Origin of the sequence: Teichococcus vastitatis (assembly GCF_003604215.1) — a bacterium.
Classification (GTDB): domain Bacteria; phylum Pseudomonadota; class Alphaproteobacteria; order Acetobacterales; family Acetobacteraceae; genus Pseudoroseomonas; species Pseudoroseomonas vastitatis.
In genome coordinates, this window is record NZ_QXGS01000001.1 from 88,788 (window position 1) to 107,729 (window position 18,942).

16 protein-coding genes and 1 tRNA gene are annotated in these 18,942 nt (G+C 70.7%); 8 read left to right on the top strand and 9 right to left on the bottom strand.

The window, feature by feature from the left end:
• Nucleotides 1-1,575, bottom strand: coding sequence for a putative bifunctional diguanylate cyclase/phosphodiesterase (locus D2K64_RS00415; protein ID WP_162306133.1), 1,575 nt, complete (start codon nucleotides 1,573-1,575; stop codon nucleotides 1-3).
• Between the two features lie 292 nt (nucleotides 1,576-1,867).
• Here D2K64_RS00415 and efp point away from each other — a divergent pair, with 292 nt between their 5' ends.
• The 5 genes from efp to D2K64_RS00440 all read left to right on the top strand — a co-directional run bounded on the left by efp (nucleotide 1,868) and on the right by D2K64_RS00440 (nucleotide 6,687).
• The gene (gene efp, locus D2K64_RS00420; protein ID WP_120005575.1) at nucleotides 1,868-2,434 is read left to right on the top strand and encodes an elongation factor P; all 567 of its coding nucleotides are present in this window, start codon (nucleotides 1,868-1,870) and stop codon (nucleotides 2,432-2,434) included.
• A 164-nt stretch (nucleotides 2,435-2,598) separates the two neighbouring features.
• Complete coding sequence (locus tag D2K64_RS00425; RefSeq protein ID WP_120005577.1) at nucleotides 2,599-3,444, top strand: inositol monophosphatase family protein; 846 nt, start codon at nucleotides 2,599-2,601, stop codon at nucleotides 3,442-3,444.
• Between the two features lie 122 nt (nucleotides 3,445-3,566).
• Complete coding sequence (locus D2K64_RS00430) at nucleotides 3,567-4,124, top strand: hypothetical protein (RefSeq protein WP_120005579.1); 558 nt, start codon at nucleotides 3,567-3,569, stop codon at nucleotides 4,122-4,124.
• 8 nt (nucleotides 4,125-4,132) lie between these two features.
• Nucleotides 4,133-5,287: a MotA/TolQ/ExbB proton channel family protein gene (locus tag D2K64_RS00435; RefSeq protein ID WP_120005581.1), complete on the top strand. Its 1,155-nt coding sequence runs from the start codon at nucleotides 4,133-4,135 to the stop codon at nucleotides 5,285-5,287.
• Between the two features lie 32 nt (nucleotides 5,288-5,319).
• Nucleotides 5,320-6,687 carry a peptidoglycan -binding protein gene (locus D2K64_RS00440; RefSeq protein ID WP_120005583.1) on the top strand — a complete coding sequence of 456 codons (1,368 nt, stop codon included), beginning with the start codon at nucleotides 5,320-5,322 and terminating at the stop codon, nucleotides 6,685-6,687.
• Nucleotides 6,688-6,880: 193 nt separating this feature from the next.
• Here the strand turns inward: D2K64_RS00440 and D2K64_RS00445 are convergent.
• From D2K64_RS00445 to D2K64_RS00465, 5 genes are all read right to left on the bottom strand, one after another.
• Nucleotides 6,881-6,966, bottom strand: a tRNA-Leu gene (locus D2K64_RS00445).
• A 39-nt stretch (nucleotides 6,967-7,005) separates the two neighbouring features.
• Nucleotides 7,006-7,782 carry an ABC transporter permease gene (locus tag D2K64_RS00450; RefSeq protein WP_120005585.1) on the bottom strand — a complete coding sequence of 259 codons (777 nt, stop codon included), beginning with the start codon at nucleotides 7,780-7,782 and terminating at the stop codon, nucleotides 7,006-7,008.
• A complete protein-coding gene (locus D2K64_RS00455) occupies nucleotides 7,779-8,969 on the bottom strand; it encodes an ABC transporter permease (protein WP_202910396.1) in 1,191 nt (396 codons plus the stop codon). Before D2K64_RS00455 ends, D2K64_RS00450 begins: the two co-directional genes overlap by 4 nt.
• A 25-nt stretch (nucleotides 8,970-8,994) precedes the next feature.
• A complete protein-coding gene (locus D2K64_RS00460) occupies nucleotides 8,995-10,053 on the bottom strand; it encodes an ABC transporter substrate-binding protein (RefSeq protein ID WP_120005587.1) in 1,059 nt (352 codons plus the stop codon).
• Nucleotides 10,054-10,148: 95 nt separating this feature from the next.
• The gene (locus D2K64_RS00465; RefSeq protein ID WP_238383925.1) at nucleotides 10,149-10,745 is read right to left on the bottom strand and encodes a TetR/AcrR family transcriptional regulator; all 597 of its coding nucleotides are present in this window, start codon (nucleotides 10,743-10,745) and stop codon (nucleotides 10,149-10,151) included.
• Nucleotides 10,746-10,870: 125 nt separating this feature from the next.
• Here D2K64_RS00465 and D2K64_RS00470 point away from each other — a divergent pair, with 125 nt between their 5' ends.
• Genes D2K64_RS00470 through D2K64_RS00480 form a run of 3 tightly spaced genes read left to right on the top strand, consistent with a single transcriptional unit; the run spans nucleotide 10,871 to nucleotide 15,887 of the window.
• On the top strand, nucleotides 10,871-11,995 hold the full coding sequence (locus D2K64_RS00470; protein ID WP_120005589.1) for an efflux RND transporter periplasmic adaptor subunit: 1,125 nt from the start codon (nucleotides 10,871-10,873) through the stop codon (nucleotides 11,993-11,995).
• A 15-nt stretch (nucleotides 11,996-12,010) separates the two neighbouring features.
• Nucleotides 12,011-15,184, top strand: a complete 3,174-nt coding sequence (locus D2K64_RS00475; RefSeq protein WP_120005592.1) for an efflux RND transporter permease subunit — start codon at nucleotides 12,011-12,013, stop codon at nucleotides 15,182-15,184.
• Nucleotides 15,185-15,197: 13 nt separating this feature from the next.
• Nucleotides 15,198-15,887: a gamma-glutamylcyclotransferase gene (locus D2K64_RS00480; RefSeq protein WP_120005594.1), complete on the top strand. Its 690-nt coding sequence runs from the start codon at nucleotides 15,198-15,200 to the stop codon at nucleotides 15,885-15,887.
• Between the two features lie 40 nt (nucleotides 15,888-15,927).
• Here the strand turns inward: D2K64_RS00480 and D2K64_RS00485 are convergent, their stop codons facing one another.
• The 3 genes from D2K64_RS00485 to D2K64_RS00495 form a co-directional block, all read right to left on the bottom strand.
• Nucleotides 15,928-17,298, bottom strand: a complete 1,371-nt coding sequence (locus tag D2K64_RS00485) for a PepSY-associated TM helix domain-containing protein (RefSeq protein ID WP_120005596.1) — start codon at nucleotides 17,296-17,298, stop codon at nucleotides 15,928-15,930.
• Nucleotides 17,299-17,368: 70 nt separating this feature from the next.
• Entirely contained in the window at nucleotides 17,369-17,755 is a 387-nt protein-coding gene (locus D2K64_RS00490; protein ID WP_157985669.1) for a hypothetical protein, read from the bottom strand.
• 77 nt (nucleotides 17,756-17,832) lie between these two features.
• On the bottom strand, nucleotides 17,833-18,924 hold the full coding sequence (locus D2K64_RS00495; protein WP_120005600.1) for an ABC transporter ATP-binding protein: 1,092 nt from the start codon (nucleotides 18,922-18,924) through the stop codon (nucleotides 17,833-17,835).
• Nucleotides 18,925-18,942: the final 18 nt, after the last annotated feature.

The following is an 18,942-nucleotide window of genomic DNA, read 5'->3' on the forward strand; positions in this document are numbered from 1 at the left end:
TCAGGCCGGCGCAGCCAGCGCCGGCGCCGCGCCCTGGACGCCGGGGCAGCCCTGCGCGGCGATCGTGGCCGCCTCGGCCGCCGGCATGGCGCGGCCGAACAGCCAGCCCTGCCCCACATTGCAGCCCATGGCCTGCAGCGCCTCCGCCTGCGGCGCGTCCTCGATGCCTTCCGCGACGGTGGGCAGCCCCAGGCTCTGGCCGAGCCCCACCACCGCGGCAACGATCTTGCGGCTCTCCGGGTGGCACGCCATGGAGCGGATGAAGCTGGCATCGATCTTGATCTTGTCGAAGGGCAGCGTCCGCAGATGGCTGAGGCTGGAATAGCCGGTGCCGAAATCGTCCAGCGCCAGCTGCACCCCCATCTGCTTCAAGGCGCGGATGTTGATCAAGGCCTGGGTCGCGTTGGCGATCAGCGCGTTCTCGGTGAGCTCGAGTTCCAGCCGCCCGGCCGGGAAGCCGGTATCGTCCAGCACGCCCTGTACCATGGCGGGAAGCGCCCGGTCGCTGAGGTGGATGGGCGAGAGGTTGACCGCGATGGTCGGGCCGGCCGCCCAGTTCAGGCTCTCCCGGCAGGCCTGCCGCAGGATGTCTTCCGTGAGTGGAACAATCAGTCCCACATCCTCCGCGATGGCAATGAAGGTGCTGGGCGGGACCTCGCCGCGGTCCGGATGAGTCCAGCGGGCCAGCACCTCGAAGCCGGAGAGGCGGCCGGTGGCGAGTTCGAACAAGGGTTGGAAATAAGGCCTTATGACGCCGCTGCGGATCGCCTGACGCAGATCATGCTGCAGCGCATGGCGCTCGCGCGACTGGGCGTCCATGCCGCTTTCGAAGAAGCGGAAGCAGCCACGGCCTTCCTGCTTGGCGCGGAACAGCGCGATGTCCGCTTGGCGCAGCAACTGCGCCGCGTCCTGCCCATCTTCCGGTGCGAGGACGGCACCGACGCTGGCGCCGACCACCACGGTTGTGCCGCCGCCCAGGTCGAATTCGGTCTGAAGCGCGGTGACGATCCGCGCGGCTAGGCTGACCGGGCCGGCGCCGTCGATCGGCAGCCAGACCACCATGGCGAACTCGTCCCCGCCCAGCCGCGCCACGGTGTCCTGTTCCCGCGCCAGCCCGAGCAGCCGCTCCGCCACCAGTTGCAGCAGGCGATCCCCGGCAGGATGGCCATGGAGGTCGTTGACCGGCTTGAAGCGGTCGAGGTCGATCACGAACAGCGCCACCCGCTGCCCGAGAGCGGGCGCATCTCCGGCCAGGGCCTGTTCCAGCGCCTGCCCGAGGCGGCGGCGGTTGGGCAGGCCGGTGAGCGCATCATGCGCCGCCAGCCGCCGCGCCTCCTCCTCGGCGCCGGTGCGCAGCGCCACCTCCCGCCGCACCTCGCGGGCACGCCGCCAGGCGAAGAACAAGAGGCCAAGGGGCGAGATCAACAGGGCCGGAAGGATCTCGTCGATCTGCCATTCCTCGTGCGCGGCGATCAGCTCCGTCAGCGCCTCGAAGCCGTCATACCAGACAGCCGCCGCATAGGTGATCAGCGAGAGGATGAAGGACAGCAGCGCGTCGGCCATGCGCTGGCTCACCGCGGGCATCCGGCTCGTGGATCGCTGCACGACATATTGTCGCATTCCCGTCGGAACCATGGCGCCTCTCCCGTTCAAGATGCGGCACCGGAGCAGAGCGCATCTGGCCGCAGCTTAGGCCGCCACTTCTTCCAACTTGGTTAAGGTACGCCCCCTGCTCGCCGAGGGCGGCGGGTTGCAAGCCCCTGCCGGCGGGAGTAAAGGCGCCCGCGCTCCTACCCGCCCGGGCCACCGCCCGCAACGTGCGGAACGGTTCGTTCATTCAGTCCATCGAGAAGCAGGTGCCCCGCCCATGAAGCAGCAGGCCAACCAGATGCGCCCCGGTCAGGTCATCGAGTATGAGGGCCGGCGCTGGACGGTGCTGAAGATCCAGATCATCACCCCGGGCAAGGGCGGCGCCTTCATCCAGGTCGAGATGCGCGACATCAAGACGGGCACCAAGAAGGACGACCGCTGGCGCACCGCCGACACGGTTGAGCGGCTGATGACCGAGGACAAGGAGTTCACCTACTCCTACGCCGATGGCGAGAACCTCGTGCTGATGGACCCGGAGACCTTTGAGCAGACCGTGGTGCCGGCCGCCATCCTGGGCGACCGCCTGCCCTTCCTGGTCGAGAACATGACGGTGTCGGTGAAGCTGATCGAGGGCGACCCGGTGGGCATGGAGCTGCCGGCCAGCGTGGTGCTGGAAGTGGCCGAGGCCGATCCGGTGGTGAAGGGGCAGACCGCCTCCTCCTCCTACAAGCCGGCCCTGCTGTCGAACGGCGTGAAGACCCTGGTGCCCCCCTTCGTCACCGCCGGCGAGAAGATCGTGGTGAAGACCGAGGACGGTTCTTACGTCGAGCGCGCCAAGGGCTGATCCGCCGCGGCGGGCGCGACGCCCGCCGGACCCTGCCGGGCCGCAGGCCCCGGCACCTGTTCGATCGCGGGGGCCATGCGGCCCCGCCCTGGTGGCCTCCTGGCCGGGCCTGTCTGTGTCCCGGCGGGGCGCCTGCCCCATTCCGCACCGGAGTTCCCCCCGAGATGGCTCCTTCCGCACGCCTTTCCCCCGCCCTGAACGTCGTGGTCGCCGCCGCCCAAAAGGCCGGCCGCCGCCTGTTGCGCGATTTCGGCGAGGTGGAGCAGCTGCAGGTCAGCATGAAGGGCCCCGGCGACTTCGTGTCGCAGGCCGACCTGCGGGCCGAGGAAACGCTGCGCGCCGAGCTCGGCCGCGCCCGGCCCAACTTCGCCTTCTTCGGCGAGGAGCAGGGCGAGACCGGTGCCGCCGACTGGGAATGGCGCTGGGTGATCGACCCGCTGGACGGCACCACCAACTTCCTGCACGGCATCCCGCACTGGTGCGTCTCGATCGGCATCGAGAAGCGCACCGGCGAATCCACGAGCGAGATCATGGCGGGCGTCATCTACAACCCCGCCGCCGACGAGCTGTTCTGGGCCGAGAAGGGCGTGGGCGCGTTCCTGAACGACCGCCGGCTGCGCGTGTCCGGCCGGCGGGACATGCTGTCGGCGGTGTTCGCCACCGGCATCCCCTTCGCCAAGGTGCAGCGCAAGGCGGAGTTCTCGGCCACGCTGGCCAAGCTGATGCCGCAGGTCGCCGGGGTGCGGCGCATGGGCGCCGCGGCGCTCGACCTCGCCTGGACCGCCGCCGGCCGCTACGAGGGCTATTGGGAACTCGGGCTGCAGAAATATGACATGGCGGCCGGCATGGTGATCCTGAAGGAAGCCGGCGGCTATTGCACCGACCCGGAAGGCAACGACCCCTACCCCACCGGCAATGTGGTGGCCGGCAACCCCTTCCTGCAGCCGAAGCTGCGCGAAGTGGTGCAGGAAGGCATCGCCGCGGTCAGCCGCGCCCGCAGCGAGGGCTGATCCCGGCAGCGGCTGCGGAGCCTTCGGCAGCGCCGCAGCCGCCACCCTGCCTGCGGCCGTTTCCGCCGCCGTCTCCGCTGCCGTTTCCGCCTGGGCGCGATCTGCTCTAGGGTGGCGCCATCATGCTGCCTCGCCTTGTCCTGGTCCGTCGCCTCGTCCCGGTTCTGCTGCTGGCTGCCGCGCCGCTTCCGGCGCAGCCTCTGCCGGCCGACCCCGCAGCCTCCGCCCCCACGCCCCCCGACCTGACGCGGCCGCCGCGGCCCGCCACCTCCCTACCGCAGCCGGGCATCAGCCTCGCGCGCGGGATGGAAGCATTGCCTGGCGGCGGCTGGCGGCTGAACGGTGCGCTGGCGCAGGGCCGCCTCGACGCCGCCGCCCGCGCCAGCATGGCCGAGATCGCCCGCTGGCTGGACCAGTCCACCACCGGCCGCGTCACCGTGTCGGCGCAGGTGGCAGGGCCGGAGGACGATCTCTCCGTGGCGCGGCGCGAATCGCTGGCCCACGGCCTCGCGATCCGGCAAACGCTGGAAGAAGCCGGGCTGGATGGCACCCGCATCGATGTTCGCCCGCTCGGCCGCACCGCCGAGGCGCGCGACAGCATCGAGCTGCTGCCCCCCGGCCAGCGGAACCAGGACCGGAACCAACCGCCGGAGCGCCAGAGCGGCGCCCGCCAACCGTGAGCCAGCGCATGACACGCCCGACCCACTTCCTGATGCGCATGGTGCTGTTCCTGGCCGCCGTGCTGGTGCTGGTGGCGGTGCTGTCGGGCACGCTGCTGAGCGCCTTCGCGGCCAACCCGATCCTGAATGGCGTGATCCTGGCGGTGCTGCTGCTGGGCATCGCCTGGAACATTCGGCAGGTGATGGCCTTGAAGCGGGAGGTGGAGTGGCTGGAAGGCTTCCGCGCGCCGCGCCCGGGCGCCGGAACGCGCCCGCCTCCCCGCCTGCTGGCGCCCATGGCCTCGATGTTCGCGACGCGGCGCGGCGACCGTCTGGCGCTGTCGGCCTCCTCCATGCGCTCGGTGCTGGACGGCATCGGCGCACGGCTCGACGAGGGGCGCGAGCTGTCGCGCTACATGACCGGGCTGTCGATCTTTCTCGGCCTGCTCGGCACCTTCTGGGGTCTGATCCTGACCATCGGCTCGGTGGCCGAGGTGATCAACACCATGTCGGTCGGCTCCGGCGACCTGAACCAGTTGTTCAACCAGCTGAAATCCGGCTTGGCGCAGCCGCTGACCGGCATGGGGGTCGCCTTCTCCTCCTCCATGCTGGGTCTTGCCGGGGCGCTGGTCCTGGGCTTCCTCGATCTCACCGCCGGGCAGGCGCAGGGCCGCTTCTATAACGAGCTGGAGGAATGGCTGGCCGGCGTCACCCGCCTGTCCACGGGCGCCATCGGCGGCGATGGCGAGCTGGGCGGCTCGGTGCCCGCCTATGTTCATGCGCTGCTCGAGCAGACCGCCGAGAACTTGGAAAACCTGCAATCGATCCTGGCGCGGGGCGAGGAAGGCCGCGCCACCACCATCCAGGCGCTGAACAGCCTCAATGACCGGCTGGCTGCCATGGCGGACCAGATGCGCGCGCAACAGGCGCAGATGCAGCGCTTCGCCGAGCATCAGGCCGGCCTCGTGCCCGCGCTGCAGCGGCTGGCCGAGGCGCAGAACCACATCCAGGCGCATGGCGCGCTGGACGAGGCGTCCCGCACCCATTTGCGCAACCTCGAAGTCTACATGGCCCGGTTGTGCGAGGATCTGGCGCATGGCCGTGCCCAGTCCACCGCCGAGATCCGCAGCGAGATCAAGGTTTTGGCGCGCACCATCGCGGCGCTGGCCGAGGAAAACCCGTGAGCCGCGCGGCCTCGGGCGGGAGGGCCTGAAGCATGCCGCTCGGTCGTCGCCGCGGCGCCCGCGAGCAGCCGAATGCCTGGCCCGGCTATGTGGACGCGCTGTCCACCCTGCTGATGGTCATCATCTTCGTGCTGCTGGTGTTTGTGCTGGCGCAGGGCTTCCTGTCCGCCACGCTGTCGTCGCGCGATCAGGCGCTGGACCGGCTGGACCGGCAGGTCGCCGAGCTGACCGACCTGCTGGCGCTGGAGCGCGGCCAGGGCAGCGAATTGCGCGCCAGTGTCGGACGGCTGACCGAGGAACTGCGCTTGGCCACGGCGGCGCGCGAGGCGGCGCAGGCCCAGGCCGGCGCGCTGGGCGAGGAGCGTGATCGCCAGGCAGCCGAGCGCGACCGCCTGCTGGAGGAGCGCACGAGGCTGCAGGCGCGGCTGTCCGACCTGGAGCTTTCCAGCAGCGGTGCCAGCACCCGCATCGCCGGCCTGGAGCAGCGTCTCGCCGAGGCGCAGGCCCGCGCCGAGGCACTGGGCGGCGGCACGGCCCAGACGGTGCGCGAACTGACCGAGGCCCGCCAGCAGCTGCAGAGCGAACGCGCCAGCAATGCCGAGCAGGCGCAGCAGCTGTCCCGCCTGGCCGACCAGATCCGCGCCCTCACCGCGCTGCGCGACGAGCTGGAGCGCCGCGCCGCCGAAGCGCTGGCCCGCGCCGAGGGCGAAACCCGGTCACGCCAGCAGGCCGAGATCGGTGCCGCCGAGCAAACCCGCCTCGCCGACAGCGCCCGCGCCCAGGTGGCGCTGCTGAACCGGCAGCTGTCCGAATTGCGCTCCGAATTGTCGCGCATCGCCGGGCTGCTGGATGCCGAGGAAGCCGCCGGCCGCGACAAGGAGGCGCAGATCACCTCGCTAGGCCAGCGGCTGAACGCCGCCCTGGCGGCGCGGGTGGAGGAGTTGCAGCGCTACCGTTCCGACTTCTTCGGGCGCCTGCGCGACGTGCTGGGCGAGCGGCCGGAAATCCGCGTGGTCGGCGACCGCTTCGTGTTCCAGGGCGAGGTGTTGTTCCCGGTGGGCGGCGCCGAGCTGTCAGATGCGGGGCGCACCCAGCTGCGCTCCCTGGCCGGGGTCCTGAAGGATGTCAGCCAGCGCTTCCCGGCCGACCTGCCCTGGATCCTGCGGGTCGACGGCCACGCCGACCGCAACCCAGTGCGGGGCGGCGGCCGCTATGCCTCGAACTGGGAATTGTCGGCGGCGCGGGCCATCGCCGTGGCGCAGTTCCTGATCGGCGAGGGCTTGCCGGCCAACCACGTGGCCGCCGCCGCCTTCGGCGACAACCAGCCCCTGGATCCGGGCGATTCGCCCGAGGCACTGGCCCGCAACCGTCGCATCGAGCTTCGCCTCACCGATCGCTGATCCTTCGGCCCGCTCCGGCCCCGCGGCCGGTGGCAAGGTGATCGCGGGCTAGCCTCCGCGAGGTGACCGCAAGTCAGGGGCGAGCTGTTGCCCACCGTTGGCCGTTGCTGCGCCGTCCCTCAGGGCCATGATGGGGCCGCAGTGTCGGATGGCGGCGTGGTGCCGATGCCGTTTGCGGAAAATGGCCAAGTCTTGGTGCGGGTGGTCGGACTCGAACCGACACTCTGTTGCCAGAAACGGATTTTGAGTCCGTCGCGTCTACCATTCCGCCACACCCGCAGTGAGGCGCGGAGCTTTTGCCACAGAGCGGGGCCGCTGTCACGGGCTGCGGCGACGCAACAGCGTCACCGCCAGCAGCAGCAGCGCGGACAGCAGCACCAGCACCATGGCCGCGGCCATGATGGTCAGGCTGATCGAATCGTTGAGCCCGGAAAACATCTGCCGCGGCAGGGTGCGTTGCGCCGGGCCGCTGATGAACAGCGCCACCGCCACCTCGTCCAGGGAGGTGGCGAAGGCGAACACCGCCCCCGCCGCGACGCCCGGCAGGATCTGCGGCAGGCAGACGCGCAGGAAGGCGCGCAGCGGCGAGGCCCCGCAAGAGGATGCGGCGCGCAGCTGCACGGCGTCGAATTGCTGCAGCGCCGCCAGCACCGTGACCACCACGAAAGGCGCGCCCAGCGCCGCATGCGCCAGGATCAGCCCAGTGAAGCTGTTGGTCAGGCCGAGCGGGCCGAACGCCAGCAGCAGCGCCACGGCGACGATGATGGCCGGCACCACCATCGGCGCCAGCAGCACCGCCATCACCAGGCTCTTGCCCGGAAATTCGGCACGCCACAGGCCAAAGGCTGCCAGCGTGCCGAGGCTGCCCGCCACCAGTGCCGCCCCGGTGCCGACCTTCAGGCTGTTCCACAGCGCCGGCAGCCAGAACTCCGAATTCCAGAAATCGGCGTACCAGCGCAGCGAAAGCCCTGGCAGCGGGTAGAACAGAAAGGAGCCGGAGGAGAAGGACAGCGGCAGCACCGCCAGCACCGGCGCCATCAGGAACAGGATGGCCAGGGTGCCGAAGCACCACAGCAGGATGCGTGACGGCGTCATGCGGTGCGCACCTTGCCGAAGCCGACCAGCCTTCCGTACAGCGCCACCACCAGCGCCACCGCCACCAGCAGCAGCACCGACAACGCCGCCGCCATGCCCCAGTTCACCGTGCGCGAGGCATAGAAGGCAACGAAATAGGGCACCATCTGGTCATTGGCGCCGCCGAGCAGCGCCGGGGTGACGTAGAAGCCGAGTGCCTGGATGAACACCAGCAGGCAGCCCGCGCCGACCCCCGGCATCGACAGCGGCAGCGACACCCGCAGGAAGCTGCGCAGCGGCGAGGCGCCGAGCGACATGGCGGCGCGCGGCAGCCGCCAGTCCAGCGCCCGCAGGCTGCCGTAGATCGGCAGCACCATGAAGGGCAGCAGGATGTGCACCATGGCCAGCAGCACGGCGCCCCGGTTGAACAGCAGGGGCAGCGGCTCCGCGGTGATGCGCAGGGCCTGCAGGGCGGCGTTCACCACCCCCTCGCGTTGCAGCAGCACCATCCAGGCCGCGGTGCGGACGATCAGGCTGGTCCAGAACGGCAGCATCACCCCGGCCACCAGCCAGGGCACCCAGCGCGGCGGGGCGGTGGCCATCAGCCAGGCCAGCGGATAGCCGATGGCGAGGCAGATCAGCGTCGCCAAGCCGCCGATCCACAAGGTCCGCCACAGCACGCTGCGGAAGATCGCTTCCCCGGCCGGCGCGGCGGCGATGTCGCCGGCGGCATCGCGCTTCAAGTCCAGCACGGCCAGGAGGTTGAAATCGGACACCGGGCCGCCGGCACGGCGGATGGCCCCCCAGGGCAGGGGCGTGCCCCAATCTTCGGAGATCGACAGCAACGCGTCCCGCGGGGGCCCCTCAGCCGCCACGATGCGACGGGCGGTCATCGGCAGCAGGGAGCGGAAGCCGGGCCAGTCGGCGTTGAGCCGCGCCGCAGCCCGTGCCACCGCGCCGGCGCTAGTTTCCTGGTCGCGGGCGCGCGCCTCGCGCAGATCCTCGGCCAGGGCGGCGAAGGCGGCATCACCCGGAAGTGCAGCGCCGTCCCAGTCCGACAGGGCGGCAACGGTGCGCGGCAGCACCGGCGCCACGTCCTGCTCCTGCACCGCGCGCAGCAGGAAGGCGCCGATCGGCGCCACGAACACGGCCAGCAGAAACAGCAGCAGCGGCGCCACCAGCGCCGCCGCCTTCCAGCGGGCGCTCATCGCACCGCCATGGACCGGCTCCGCGTCACCGCGCGACCCAGGTGTTGAAGCGCTGGTTCAGCTTGTCGAGGTTGTCCAGCCAGAACTGGTCGCTGATCTGCAGCGAGCCCTCGGCGTTCTTCGGCTCGGTCGGCAGGTTGGCCAGCACGGCAGGCGACAACCCGTCCTGGGCACCCTTGGCGGTGGGGCCGTAGGGGATGCGCGGCGGCAACTCGGCCTGCCGCGCCGGCTGGGTGACGAAGTTGATGAACTGGAGCGCCTTGTTCTTGTTCGGCGTGCCCTTCATCACCACCCAGCTGTCGAGGGTGAACAGGTTGTTAGTCCAGCTGATGCCGAAATCGCGGCCATCGCCCTGGTTGGCGGCGGTGATGCGGCCGTTATAGCCCACCGTGGCCACCACCTCCCCCGAGGCCAGCAGCTGCGCCGGCTGACTGCCGCGCTCCCACCAGATCAGGTCGCCCTTGATGCTGTCGAGCTTGCGGAAGGCGCGGTCCACGCCGGCATTGGTGCCCAGCACCTTGTAGACCTCGCCGGGCGCCACGCCATCGGCCAGCAGCGCGATCTCCAGCGTCGCCTTGGGGCCACGCCGCAGGCCGCGCTTGCCGGGGAATTTCTGCGTGTCGAAGAACTCGGCCCAATTGGCCGGGCCGGTCGGCGTGCGCGCCTTGTCATAGGCCAGAATGAAGGAATACAGGATGTTGCCGACGCCGCACTCGCTGACGGCAGAGGAAATGAAGCGCTCCTTCCCGCCGATGGCGGACCAGTCCATCTTCTCGAACAGGCCTTCCTCGCAGCCGATCAGCAATTCCTCGCTCTCGACCTGCACCACGTCCCAGTTGTTGGCACCGGACTGGATCTTGGCGCGCAACACGCCGACGCCGCCATCCCAGGTTTCCTCCAGGAGGCGGCTCCCGGTGTCCTGCTGGAAGGGGCGGAAGAAGATGTCGCGCTGCGCGTCCTGATAAGCGCCGCCCCAGGACACCACCGTCAAGTCCCGTCCCGAGCCGCCCTGAGCGTGGGCGCCTCCGGTGGCCAGCAACACCGCACCCAGCGCCAGCATGGCGCCCATACCCCGTCGCAGCATCGTTCCGCACTCCCCCCCGAATGGGCGCCGGCCGGCGCCTGGTGCGGAACGATCCTAGAGCCGGAACGCGACACTTGCGAAGGGGCGCCGCCACCTCACTCGGGCGGCAGCGCGGCGTCGAGCAGCTTCAGCCCGGTGCGCTGCAGGGAATCCGCAGCGGTGAGATGGCCAAGGTAAGGTGCTGAGGCGTAGGCGCCCTCGATCATCATCAACAGCGCGTCGCCGAGCACTTCCGGCTCCGCCGCGCCCGCCTCGGCACAGATCCCATGGATGGCCTGGCGCACCTTCAGCTTGTAGGCATCGGCCACCCGCCGCGCTGGGTGCTCCGGATCCGGAAATTCGACGATCGCCATGCCCACGGGGCAGCCGCGATACCCGTTCACCCGCATCGCCTCGGCCGCCGCCAGCAGATAGGCCCGCGGTCGCTCGCGCGGCGGGATCGCCTCGTCACGCGTCTTATCGAACCAGCAGGCATCGGCGCTGCAGTCATCGCGCAGCACGGAGGCGATCAGCTCGTCCTTGGACGGATAGGCGCGGTACAGGCTGATCTTGGTGGTGCCGGCGACGCGGCACAGCTCCTCCACGCCGGTGGCGCGGATGCCCTGCTTGTAGAACAATTCCTTGGCCACGTCCTTGAGGCGCTCCGCGGCCGAACGGGGGTCGCGTTTCCCGGCTTTCGGGGTTTCGGACACGGCTGTTTTCCCACTCCCGCTGGATATGTGCCGCGGCTGGTGTTTCGCGGCATCTTGCAATGTGACCGACCGGTTCGTATCAATGGTACGAACCGGTCGGTATCATCCGGCCATGGAGATAGGCAATGCCGACCCTCATTCGCAAGACCTTTCTGGCTTTTCCTTTGTTTTCGCTGGCCCTCGCCACCCCCGCCTTCGCCCAGCCCGCGCCGCCCACCGTGACCGTCGAGCAGCCGCAGCGCCGCCAGCTGACGGAGTGGGAGGAGCACATCGCCCGGCTGGAACCCTCGGCGCGGGTGGAATTGCGGCCCCGCGTCTCCGGATTGGTGGAACAGGTGCATTTCCGCGATGGCCAGATCGTGCGCGCCGGAGACCTGTTGTTCACCCTGGACAAGCGCCCCTTCGCCATCGCCGTGCAAAGTGCCGAGGCGGCGCGGGACGGCGCCCGTGCCAGGTTGGAGCTGGCACGGCAGGATATCCGCCGCACCCTGCCGCTGATCGAGGGGCGCATCGCCCCGCAGGCCCAGCTCGATGCCCGCCGCGCCGCGGAGCGGCAGGCTGAGGCCGAGCTGGCCGATGCCGAGGCGCGGCTCCATGAGGCGCAGCTGGAGCTGACCTGGACCGAGGTGCGCGCGCCGCAGCCCGGCCGCGCCTCCGACCGTCGCGTCGATGCCGGCAATCTGGTGCAGGCGGGACAAACGCCGTTGACCACCATCCTGACGCTGGACCCGATCTATGCCAGCTTCGATCTCAGCGAGGCCGATTACCTGCGCCTGGCGCGCGGCGGCGGCGCGCGGCAGGACGCCGCGGCCCCGGAGGTGCGGCTGAAGCTGTCGGATGAAACCGACTGGGACCGGCGCGGACAACTCGATTTCCTCGACACGGAGCTGAGCGCCCGCTCCGGCACCCTGCGCGCCCGCGCGCTGCTGCCGAACCCCGACCTGTTCCTGACGCCCGGCGTGTTCGCCCGGCTGCGCCTGCCGGCCGGCCAGGGCGAGCGGCTGCTGGTGCCCGATGCCGCCATCGCCGCCGACCAGGCCAGCCGCGTGGTGATGACCGTTGCCGAGGATGGCACGGTGGTGGCCAAGCCGGTGACGCTGGGCCCGCTCGTCGACGGGCTGCGCGTGGTCCGGGAGGGCCTTTCCCCGCTCGACCGGGTGATCACCGCCGGGCTGCACCTGGCACGTCCCGGCGGCCGCGTCACGGCGGAGGCGCGCGGACCCGACGGCCGCCTCGCCGCGGCGCGCTGAGAAAGGAACGGCGCCATGCGCTTCGCCCAGTTCTTCATCGCCCGGCCGGTGTTCGCCGCGGTGATCTCGATCGCCATCCTGATCATCGGCGTCATCGCCGGGACCCGGCTGCCGATCAGCGAGTACCCCGAGATCGCGCCGCCCACCGTGACCATCACGGCGCAATATCCGGGTGCCTCCGCCTCCGTGATCGCGGAAACGGTCGCCTCCCCCATCGAGCAGGAGATCAACGGCGTCGAGCGGATGCTCTACGTCTCCTCCCAGTCAACCGGCGATGGCAGGCTGACGGTCAACGTGGTGTTCGAGCAGGGCACCGACATCGACCAGGCCCAGGTGCTGGTGCAGAACCGCGTCGCCATCGCCGAGCCGCGCCTGCCCGCCGACGTCCGCACCCTCGGGCTGATCGTCAGGAAGGCCTCGCCCGACATCATGATGGTGATCCATCTGGTGTCGCCCGACAAATCCCGCAGCGACCAGTATCTCGCCAATTATGCCACGCTGAACATCAAGGATCGCCTCGCGCGGCTCGACGGCGTCGGTGACGTGCAGCTGTTCGGCGGCGGCGGCGACTACGCCATGCGCGTCTGGCTCGACCCCGCCCGCATCGCGGCGCGCGGCCTGACGCCGGGCGAGGTGGTGGCGGCGCTGCGCCGGGCCAACGTGCAGGTGGCGGCGGGCGGCCTCAACCAGGCGCCGACCAGCAACAGCTCGGGCGAGGCGTTCCAGCTCAACATCTCGGCCCTCGGCCGGCTGCGCTCGGTGGAGGAATTCGGCGAGATCGTGGTCGCCACCGGCGAGGGCGGCGCCGCGCTGCGCCTGAAGGATGTTGCGCGGGTCGAACTGGGCAGCCAGGACTACACCCTGCGCGCCTACCTTACCGGCGAAAGCGCCGTCGCCATGCCCGTGTTCCAGCGCCCGGGCTCCAACGCGCTGGCCACCGCCGGCGCCCTGCACCGGACGCTGGAGACGGCGAAGCGCGACTTCCCGCCCGGCGTCGACTACCGCATCGTCTACGACACCACCCAGTTCATCGAGCAGTCGATGGAGGCGGTGATCCATACCTTCGTGGAAGCCATCATCCTGGTTGTGCTGGTGGTGATCCTGTTTCTGCAATCCTGGCGCGCCTCGATCATTCCGCTGGTGGCGATCCCGATCTCGATCATCGGCACGCTCGCCTTCATGGGGGCGCTCGGCATCTCGCTGAACTCGCTATCGATGTTCGGCCTGATCCTGGCGATCGGCATCGTCGTCGACGACGCCATTGTGGTGGTGGAGAACGTCGAGCGGCACCTGGCGAACGGCCTCGACCCCGTGACCGCCACGCGCCGCACCATGGACGAGGTCGGCTTCGCGCTGATCGCGATCGCGCTGGTGCTGTGCGCCGTGTTCGTGCCCACCGCCTTCATCGAGGGGCTGGCCGGCGCCTTCTACCAGCAATTCGCCGTTACCATCGCCGTCGCCACGCTGCTCTCGGCGCTGGTGTCGCTGACCCTTTCCCCTGCCCTGGCGGCGCTGCTGCTGCGGCCGCATTCGCATCACCGGGCCACTGGCTGGCGGGCGGTCGTGGGCGCACCCTTCGGCCTGTTCTTCCGCGGCTTCAACAAGGTGTTCGACGCGCTGTCGCTCGGCTATGGCGCGATGACGCGGCGGCTGGTGCGCATGTCGGCCATCGTCATGCTGCTGTTCGGCGGCTTGCTGCTGCTGACCGGGCAGACCATCCGCGCGACGCCGACCGGGCTGATCCCGCCGCTCGACCGCGGCTACCTGATCGCCGCCTTCCAACTGCCGCCGGGCGCAACCCTTGGCCGCACCGACGCGGTGATGCGCGCGGCGTCGGAGCAGATGATGAAGGTTCCGGGCGTCGGCAACACGGTGATGTTCACCGGCTTCGACGGCGCCACCTTCACCAACGCCCCCAACACCGGCGTGATCTTCGTGACGCTGGACAGCTTCGAGGAGCGCCGGGCCGCCGGCATCACCTTTCCGGGGCTGATCGGCGCGGTGCAGGCCGCCGTCGCGACGCAGCGCGAGGCGATGGGGCTGGTGATCCCGCCGCCCTCCGTGTCCGGCATCGGCACCGGCGGCGGCTTCAAGCTGTACATCCAGGACCGCGGCGACCGCGGCCCCCGGGAACTGGAGGCGGTGACCAACCGCGTCGTGGCCGCGGCCTTCGGGCGGCCCGAGATCGCCATGGCCTTCACCCTGTTCAACACCGCGACGCCGACGCTTCGGGCCGAGGTGGACCGCGCCAAGGCGGAGATGCTGGGCGTGCCGCTTGACCGCGTGTCGGAAGCGCTGTCGGTGTATCTCGGCTCGGCCTATGTGAACGACTTCAACATCCTCGGCCGCACCTACCGCGTCACGGCGCAGGCGGAGGAAGCGCAGCGCCGCGACGCGCGCGACGTGTCGCTGCTGCGCACCCGCAATGATGCCGGCGACATGGTGCCGGTCGGCTCCGTCGCCACGCTGGAGCCGGACACCGGACCCTACCGCGTGCCGCGCTACAACCTCTACCCGGCGGCCGAGGTGCAGGGCGCGGCGGCGCCGGGCGTTTCCACCGGCCAGGCGATCGCCGCCATGCAGGAGCTTCTCGCCAAGGAACTGCCCCCTGGCTACAGCTACGAATGGACCGAGATCGCGTTGCAGGAAACCACCCAGGGCAACACCGCGCCGATCGCCTTCGGCCTCGCCGTGGTGTTCGTCTTCCTGCTGCTGGCGGCGTTGTATGAAAGCTGGCTGCTGCCGCTGGCGGTGGTGCTGATCGCGCCCATGTCGGCGCTGGCAGCGCTGTCCGGCGTGGTGTGGCGTGGCCTTGACAACAATGTGCTGGTGCAGATCGGCCTGGTGGTGCTGATCGGCCTCGCCGCCAAGAACGCCATCCTGATCGTGGAGTTCGCGCGGCAGGCGGAAAGCGAGGGCATGACGCGGTGGGAGGCCGCCGAAGCGGCGGCACGGACGCGGCTCAGGCCGATCCTGATGACCTCGTTGGCCTTCATCCTCGGCGTGCTGCCGCTGGCCATCGCCACGGGGGCCGGGGCGGAGATGCGGCAGAGCCTCGGCACGGCGGTGTTCGCCGGCATGCTGGGGGTGACGATCTTCGGCCTGGTGTTTACACCCGTGTTCTACGTGCTCGCCCGCGCCATGGCGCGGCGGCAGCGGCAGCCGGCGGCGATGCAGCCGGCGGAATGATCGGGAGTCGCGCATGGACCAGGACGTCGCCAGCCCACCGCCGATGCGCAGCATCACGCGCGAAACGCTGCTCGACGGCTCCTTGCTGGCGGCGGTGCGGGCCACGCCCGGCCTGACCCTGCGCAGCGACGCGGAAATGGCCGCGACCCTGGCCGAAAGCCTGGCGGCACGCCCGTCCGGGGCGCCGGTCTGGGTGTTCGGCTATGGCTCGCTGATGTGGAACCCCAGCTTCCACTTCGCCGAGCAGCGGCGCGCCACGCTTCAGGGATGGCAACGCCGTTTCTGCATGTGGCTGCGCGCCGGCCGCGCGTCGGCCGAGCATCCCGGGCTGATGCTGGCGCTGGACCGGGGCGGCCACACCGACGGCGTCGCCTTCCGGCTGGCCGCCGGCACCGAGGAACAGGAACTCCGGCTGGTCTGGATGCGCGAGATGGCGGCGGTCGGCTACCTCGCGCAATGGGTGACGCTGCACACGGCGGAAGGCCCGGTGGCCGCCATCACCTTTGTCGCCGACCGGGCGCAGGACACCTATGCCGACGGCCTGGACGACGCCGAGAGCGCCGCCCGCATCGCCGAGGCGACCGGACCGCTCGGCAGTTGTGCCGAATACCTGATGCAGACCGTGGAGCACCTGGACGGCATGGGGCTGCAGGACGAGGGGCTGGACCGTATCCGGCGCCTCGTCGCCCAACGCACCGGCTGAACCCGGGCAAAGGCGGCCCAGGCCGCCCTGCCCGGGCTGCTCACGCCGGCTCGCGCATTCGCGCGCGGTCGCCGAGCCGCACCAGCATCCGGTCTGCCGCCAGCATCACGATCAGCGACAGCCCGACCAGCGGAAACACGATCCCGCCCAGCACCAGGATCGCCACCACGCCGCGCAGCACCCGCCGCTCGCGCGGCAAGGGCGGCACGCCCAGCGCCCCGCGCGGCCGGCGCTTCCACCACATCACCGCGCCACTGACGCAGAGCACCACGATGCCGAGGCAGACGATCACCAGCCCGAGCTGGTTCGCCAAACCCCATTCCTGCCCCAGATGCACGTTGATGCCCCATTCCAGCGCCCGGCCGGCCGGTCCGTAATCGGCATAGCCCATGTCCAGCAGCGGCTGGCCGGAATACTGGTCCAGGTGCACCACGCGCTGCTGCGCCAGGTCGCTCGGGTAGACGGAGCCGGAATAGACGCCGCTGCCCCCGGCCGGCAGGGACACGGCGTAGCCCGGCGCCAAGCCCAGCCGGTCGAACTCCGCCACCGCGGCATCCAGCCCGATCGGCTCCGCCGCAGGATGCGTGGATCGTGGCAGGCGCGCCTGCTCCAGCGACCAGCTGGTGGGGGCGCTGTGGCCGAGATGCTCGTCCGACATCGGCAGGGCCACGCGCAGCCCGGCCGGGTAGCCGAAATCGTGACCGTTGGCCCATTGGTTCACCGCGCTGCCCCAGACGCCCGACCATGGCATGCCGGTGGCGGCCAGGAACACCAGGGCCAGGCCGACGAAGGCACCGGTCACCGCGTGCAGATCGCGCCAGAAGATCCGCCGGCGCGGCGTGCCGCGCAGCGTCACCACCCCGCCCTTCTCCCGCGCGGGCCGCGGCCACCAGAGATACAGGCCGGTTCCGACCAGCAGAATGCTCCAGCCGGCGGCGATCTCGATCAGGCCATTGGCGACGGGGCCGAAGAAAGCCAGGGAGTGGATGCGGCGGACGATGCCCATCGCCGTGCCCTTCTCGGCGATGGCGCCGAGCACCCGGCCGGAATAGGGATCGGCATACACCACCCTGCGCTCGCCGGTCGCATTGCGGATGGCGATCTCGGCCGAGGCGTCGGGCCGGGATGGCGGGGTGTAGCGGAAAGCGGTGCCCGGCTCGGCGCGCAACGCGGCGGCGACCAGTTGCTGCGGCAACTGCCGCGGCGCGTCCTGCACCGCCACCCGCAGCTTGTCGTGGTGGATCAGCGCGTCCAGCTCGCCGTGAAAGGCGTAGAGCGCCCCGGTGACCGCGAGCAGGATCAGGAAGGGCAGCACCAGCAGGCCAGCATAAAAGTGCCAGCGCCAGACAGCGCGATACAGGTCGGGAACGCCGCCCGGGCGCCCGGACGCAGCCTTGGATGAGAACAACATGCCTGAGAACATCCCGGAAGAAGGCGGCCGCGCCGGAGTGGCAGGGCCCGGAGGTCGGGGGGATGAGACGTCAGGCGTCGAAGGGTGGGGCGCGCGCGCCATAGGCGGTGCGGAGGGCGCCCGCCGGCAGCGGCTGCGCCGACGGCCAGCCGTGGAACAGCAGGCGGCCGGCCGGTGCGGGAAGCAGCGGCGCCACCGGCGGCAGCGCCGGCAGGCCGGCCTGGGCGATCCCGCAGGCCAGGATACAGCACAGGGCGTGCTGGTCGCGCCCGGGGTGCTCCTGCGGCGCCTCGCTTTTCGGCGGATGCAGGCTGCACAGCACCGAAGGATTGACCGGGGCGCCGCGCGGGATCGCCGCCTCGGCACCCGCCATGAGCTGCAGGAACAGCGACAGGGACAAGAGGACGCACAGCATCTCCCGTCCCAACGCCCGCCAGGTGTCCGGCCGCGTCCGCATGCGGATCACCCTAACGGCGGCGCAGGATCCGGGGAAGTCAGGGGGCGAGAGCTCCGTTGACGAACCGGCAGGCCGTCTCAGGTGGCGAAGGCATGGGCATGGCGGGAATCCCATGCCACCGCCGCCGCGCCACCCGGCTCCGGCAGGGCGCCGCCGCCCACCGCCCGCTTGGCCAGGATCTCGCCGCCATCCCCGATCGACAGGCGAAGCCGGATGTGGTCGCCCTGGAAGATCGCTTCCTGCAGCGTGGCGGGCAGCGCCCCTTCCCCGAGATCCTCGGCGTTCACCGGCGCCACGGCGATGCGCTCGGGCCGGATCGCCACCATGCAGCGGTCCCCGGCGCCGCCGGTGTCGACGATGCGCGCCTCCACCACCGGCCCGCAATCCAGGGCCACGCGCGTCATGTTGCCGTCCGAGCCGATGACGCGGCCCGGCAGCCGGTTGTTCTCGCCCACGAAGCCGGCGACGAAGGCATTGGCCGGCGCCTCGTAGATCCGCCGCGGCGCCGCCAGCTGCCGCACCAGCCCACCCTCGAACACGGCAATGCGGTCGGACAGCGTCAGCGCCTCGGCCTGGTCGTGCGTGACATACATCATGGTCAAGCCAAGCCGCTGATGCAGGGCGCGGATCTCGTACTGCATCTCCTCGCGCAGCGCCTTGTCGAGCGCGCCGAGCGGCTCGTCGAGCAGCACGATGGGCGGCTCGAACACCATCGCGCGCGCCAGGGCGATGCGCTGCTGCTGGCCGCCCGACAGCTGCGACGGACGGCGCTCGCCGAAGCCGTCCAGCCGCACCATCGACAGCGCGCGGGCGACGCGGGCGGCGCGGTCGGCCTTCGGCACGCCCCGGACCTCCAGCGGAAAGGCGACGTTCTCGGCCACCGACATGTGCGGAAACAGGGCGTAGGACTGGAACACCACGCCGATGCCGCGCTTGTGCGGCGGCAGCCGGGCGATGTCGCGCCCTTCCAGCAGGATGCGGCCTTCGCTGGGCAGCTCAAACCCCGCCAACATCATCAGCGTGGTGGTCTTGCCCGAGCCGGAAGGGCCGAGCAAGGTCAGCAGCTCGCCCTTCTCCACCGACAGGTCGAGCTGCTTCACCGCATAGCCGGATGCCGCCGGGCCATAGGCCTTGCGCACGCCTTCGAACCGCACCAGCGCCTCGGCCATCCCCGCATCTCCTGTTGA

Bases quoted from the DNA above. Each gene is read 5' to 3' on its own strand.
- D2K64_RS00485 (WP_120005596.1), bottom strand. From the start codon at position 17,298: ATGTTGTTCTCATCCAAGGCTGCGTCCGGGCGCCCGGGCGGCGTTCCC.
- D2K64_RS00425 (WP_120005577.1), top strand. From the start codon at position 2,599: ATGGCTCCTTCCGCACGCCTTTCCCCCGCCCTGAACGTCGTGGTCGCC.
- D2K64_RS00475 (WP_120005592.1), top strand. From the start codon at position 12,011: ATGCGCTTCGCCCAGTTCTTCATCGCCCGGCCGGTGTTCGCCGCGGTG.
- D2K64_RS00430 (WP_120005579.1), top strand. From the start codon at position 3,567: ATGCTGCCTCGCCTTGTCCTGGTCCGTCGCCTCGTCCCGGTTCTGCTG.
- D2K64_RS00440 (WP_120005583.1), top strand. From the start codon at position 5,320: ATGCCGCTCGGTCGTCGCCGCGGCGCCCGCGAGCAGCCGAATGCCTGG.
- D2K64_RS00455 (WP_202910396.1), bottom strand. From the start codon at position 8,969: ATGAGCGCCCGCTGGAAGGCGGCGGCGCTGGTGGCGCCGCTGCTGCTG.
- D2K64_RS00450 (WP_120005585.1), bottom strand. From the start codon at position 7,782: ATGACGCCGTCACGCATCCTGCTGTGGTGCTTCGGCACCCTGGCCATC.
- D2K64_RS00435 (WP_120005581.1), top strand. From the start codon at position 4,133: ATGACACGCCCGACCCACTTCCTGATGCGCATGGTGCTGTTCCTGGCC.
- D2K64_RS00490 (WP_157985669.1), bottom strand. From the start codon at position 17,755: ATGCGGACGCGGCCGGACACCTGGCGGGCGTTGGGACGGGAGATGCTG.
- D2K64_RS00480 (WP_120005594.1), top strand. From the start codon at position 15,198: ATGGACCAGGACGTCGCCAGCCCACCGCCGATGCGCAGCATCACGCGC.
- D2K64_RS00460 (WP_120005587.1), bottom strand. From the start codon at position 10,053: ATGCTGCGACGGGGTATGGGCGCCATGCTGGCGCTGGGTGCGGTGTTG.
- efp (WP_120005575.1), top strand. From the start codon at position 1,868: ATGAAGCAGCAGGCCAACCAGATGCGCCCCGGTCAGGTCATCGAGTAT.
- D2K64_RS00470 (WP_120005589.1), top strand. From the start codon at position 10,871: ATGCCGACCCTCATTCGCAAGACCTTTCTGGCTTTTCCTTTGTTTTCG.
- D2K64_RS00495 (WP_120005600.1), bottom strand. From the start codon at position 18,924: ATGGCCGAGGCGCTGGTGCGGTTCGAAGGCGTGCGCAAGGCCTATGGC.